Below are 3,073 nucleotides of genomic sequence, written 5' to 3'. Positions count from 1 at the left end.
CCGACCGGGTGCTGGGGCACGCGCAGGTCTCGGTCCCCAGCCGTACGCACGGGCTCGGCTGGGTGTCGTACTGGACGCACCCGGCCGAGCAGGGCCGGGGCGTGGCCTCGGCCGGTGCCCGACTGGTGGCCGAGTTCGCCTTCGCGGAGCTGGGCCTGTTCCGTGTCGAGACGGGCCACCGGGTGAACAACCCGGGTTCGTGCGTGGCGGCCCGTCGGGCGGGGTTCCGGCCGGAGGGGATCGAGCGGGCCAAGCTCCGTTACGGGACCACCCGCTACGACACCGGGTCCCACGCCCGGCTGGTCACGGACCCCGTCGAGGGCGTGGCCGAGGGCGTCTGCGGGGGCTGAACACGCGAAACGCGGGGCACGGTGAGTGATCACCGTGCCCCGCGTCGTTCCTGCGCCCGGAGCCTGGACTACCAGTCGAAGACGGAGATGCCCGAGGTGCTGTTGCTGTTGATGACGTTGCAGCCCTCGGAGCTGAAGCCCGCGAAGGAGATGACGTCGGCGCAGATCGGCACGGTGATGTTCTGGATGTGGGCGTTGTTGTCCGCGGCGGCGGTACCGGTCATGGCGCCCAGGGCGAGGCCGGTGGCGAGGATGAGGCCGGAGACGGCGGTGATGCGCTGCATTGTTGAATCCCTTTCGGTTGGTGTTTCTCAGGTGGATCTGGCAGGTCTGGCAGGGGTGTCGCGCGACGGCTGGGGGCCTAGTCGTGGACGGAGATGCCCGAGGTGGAGTTCCAGTCGACGACGTTGCAGCCGCTGGCGCTGAAGCCGGAGGCCTTGATGACGTCGAGGCAGATCGGGATCGTGATGTTCTGGATCTGGGCGTTGTTGTCGGCCGCGGCGGTCCCGGTCAGGGCTCCGAAGGCGAGGCCGGTGGCGAGGACGAATCCGGAAACCTTGGCAATACGGGACATGGTGGATACCTTTCGGAAGTACAAATACGGGTTGGCTGCGGCCGCCGTAATTAACTTAGCGTAGCTGGACGCATGCTCGAAGTGATTTTCGCCGGGAACCCAGAGTTTCTCAGGACTTTCTTCGGCTTCGCACCTGACATGGCGGACATGTCACGCCTTGCGGGCCGGGCGCGTTACACAACCGAAAGCGTGGCTGGATCAGACTTCTGGCAAATGCATCGGAACCATTCCCTGTCCGACATGACCCGCCGTAGGGGTGCGAACGCGGACATGAAGAAGGGCCCGCACGGTTCACACCGTGCGGGCCCTGTTGTTCGGGATCGGGGTCGGCTACCAGCCCTGCTGCTGTCCGTAACCCGGGTACTGCTGCCCATAGCCGGGCTGCTGGCCGTATCCGGGCTGCTGCCCGTAACCCGGGTACTGCTGGGGGTCGTAACCGGGGTACTGCTGGTGCTGCTGACCGTAGCCCTGGCCGTAACCGGCGTAGGGGTCCGGCTGCTGGGCGCCCGTGGGGTGGTGCTGGTAGGGCTGCTGCTGACCGGACTGGTCCTGCGGCGTCTGCTGCTGGGGCTGCGCGGTTTCGGCCTGCCCGGAGCCCTTGGCGTCGGTGTCGGGACGGAAGATGAACAGGCGCGCGGCGGCGGACTCACCGGTCTCGCTGGGGGTGATCAGCTCCAGCCGCCACCCGGCCTCCTCGATGCCCTCGAGGATGCGGGTCAGCCCCGGCCGCAGCTTGCTGGACGCCTCGTCGTAGGCGTTGACCTCGAGCTGGATGATGAACATCCGCCGCTTCTGCTGCGCGGCGACCTTGGCGTGCTCGACGACAGTGCTGTCCCTCACGACCTGCGTGACGCTCATGAATAACCGTACCCATCTGCTCTGCGGAGCTGCTTCACCCGTCGGGGGTCGTTCCCGGTCGTCCGCGTCCACCGTGACGGGATTCCGCCGGGCTCCGCTTCCATCATGCCTTCTATGAGGGCATCTGGCCACAGAAGCCCGGAACCGCCGCCGACGACGGGAACCGCCGAGGTGGCGGCGGAAACCGACAGCTCCGGACCCCGATCCACGGGGTCCGGAAGACCCGGGTGGCTAGCCGGCGGCGGCGCGGACCGCGTCGGCGACCGGCGTCCGACCGTTCACCAGGTTGAGAACCCTCTTGGCGGTCCCCGGTTCGTCCAGGAGGGCCACGATCACGGCGGCCACGTCGTCGCGCGTCACGGATTCGCGGTCCACGGCCTCACCCAGGTCCACCTGACCCGTTCCGGCCTCGTCGGTCAGCCGACCGGGACGCAGGATGGTCCAGTCCAGGTCGAGGTCGTGTTCGCGCAGGTCGTCGTCGGCCGCCTTCTTGGCCGCCACGTACGCGGCCCACACCTCGTCGGTGCCCTCCGGCACCGGCTGGTCCACGTTGATCGCGGAGACCTGCACCAGGCGGCGCACCCCCGCCAGGGCCGCGGCGTTCGCGGTCAGCGAGGCCGCCTTGTGGTCCACCGTGGACTTGCGGTCGGCGCCGCTGCCCGGTCCGGCGCCGGCGGCGAACACCACGCCGTCGGCGTCCATGATCTTCTCGGCCAGCTCGGTGACGCTGGCTTCCTCCAGGTCGACGAGGACCGGCTCGGCCCCGGCGTCGACGACGTCCTGGGTGTGGTCGGGGTTGCGGATGAGGGCGACGGGCTGGTCACCGCGGGCGGCCAGAAGCCTGGCCAGCCGCAGTGCGATCTTCCCGTGTCCACCGGCGATGACGATACGCATGGGGGAAGCGTATTGCCTGCGCCACGGGCACACCGGGAGGAGACCCCGGGCGGCGGCGGTGAACTTCCCGACGCCGCCCGGGGGAATACGACTCCGTCCGGGTGGGGTCAGTCCACCGTCCAGGTGTCCCCGCTGGCCAGCAGCGCGCCCAGCTCACCGTCGCCGCGCTCGGCCCGGGCGTCCTCCACCTGTTCGTTGAGCAGCTCGTCGTAGACCGGCCGCCGCACGTCCCGGAACACCCCGACCGGCACGTGCTCGAAGGCGGGCTGGTCCAGTCTGGACAGGGCGAACGCGTACCCCGGGTCCGGGCGGTGCGCGTCGTGCCGGATCAGCCGGTCCTCGCCGACCGAGTCCACGTCCACGACCTCCAGCCCGCCGAACCCGTCCGCCACCACGC

General features: G+C 69.5%; 5 protein-coding genes and 1 pseudogene. 1 reads left to right on the top strand and 5 read right to left on the bottom strand.

Translation table 11 applies throughout. From position 1 onward, the window contains the following. Positions 1 to 350: GNAT family N-acetyltransferase (locus D452_RS0104995; RefSeq protein ID WP_017543047.1), on the top strand; the 350-nt coding region annotated here is incomplete at its 5' end. Between the two features lie 68 nt (positions 351 to 418). Here the strand turns inward: D452_RS0104995 and D452_RS0104990 are convergent. From D452_RS0104990 to D452_RS27715, 5 genes and pseudogenes are all read right to left on the bottom strand, one after another. Continuing rightward, positions 419 to 634: a hypothetical protein gene (locus D452_RS0104990; protein ID WP_017543046.1), complete on the bottom strand. Its 216-nt coding sequence runs from the start codon at positions 632 to 634 to the stop codon at positions 419 to 421. 77 nt (positions 635 to 711) lie between these two features. After that, a complete protein-coding gene (locus D452_RS0104985; protein ID WP_017543045.1) occupies positions 712 to 924 on the bottom strand; it encodes a hypothetical protein in 213 nt (70 codons plus the stop codon). 330 nt (positions 925 to 1,254) lie between these two features. After that, positions 1,255 to 1,782, bottom strand: coding sequence for a hypothetical protein (locus D452_RS0104980; protein ID WP_017543044.1), 528 nt, complete (start codon positions 1,780 to 1,782; stop codon positions 1,255 to 1,257). Positions 1,783 to 2,013: 231 nt separating this feature from the next. Continuing rightward, positions 2,014 to 2,676, bottom strand: coding sequence for an NAD(P)-binding oxidoreductase (locus D452_RS0104975; protein ID WP_017543043.1), 663 nt, complete (start codon positions 2,674 to 2,676; stop codon positions 2,014 to 2,016). A gap of 107 nt (positions 2,677 to 2,783) precedes the next feature. Beyond that, positions 2,784 to 3,073, bottom strand: a pseudogene (locus tag D452_RS27715) (2-oxoacid:ferredoxin oxidoreductase subunit beta); the annotation flags it as partial.

Source organism: Nocardiopsis prasina DSM 43845, assembly GCF_000341265.1.
Lineage (GTDB): Bacteria > Actinomycetota > Actinomycetes > Streptosporangiales > Streptosporangiaceae > Nocardiopsis > Nocardiopsis prasina.
This window is presented reverse-complemented; position numbering and strand designations above follow the sequence as displayed.

What these genes read in the sequence shown, in the direction of transcription:
- D452_RS0104990 (WP_017543046.1), bottom strand. Translation starts at nt 634, where the DNA reads ATGCAGCGCATCACCGCCGTCTCCGGCCTCATCCTCGCCACCGGCCTC.
- D452_RS0104985 (WP_017543045.1), bottom strand. Translation starts at nt 924, where the DNA reads ATGTCCCGTATTGCCAAGGTTTCCGGATTCGTCCTCGCCACCGGCCTC.
- D452_RS0104980 (WP_017543044.1), bottom strand. Translation starts at nt 1,782, where the DNA reads ATGAGCGTCACGCAGGTCGTGAGGGACAGCACTGTCGTCGAGCACGCC.
- D452_RS0104975 (WP_017543043.1), bottom strand. Translation starts at nt 2,676, where the DNA reads ATGCGTATCGTCATCGCCGGTGGACACGGGAAGATCGCACTGCGGCTG.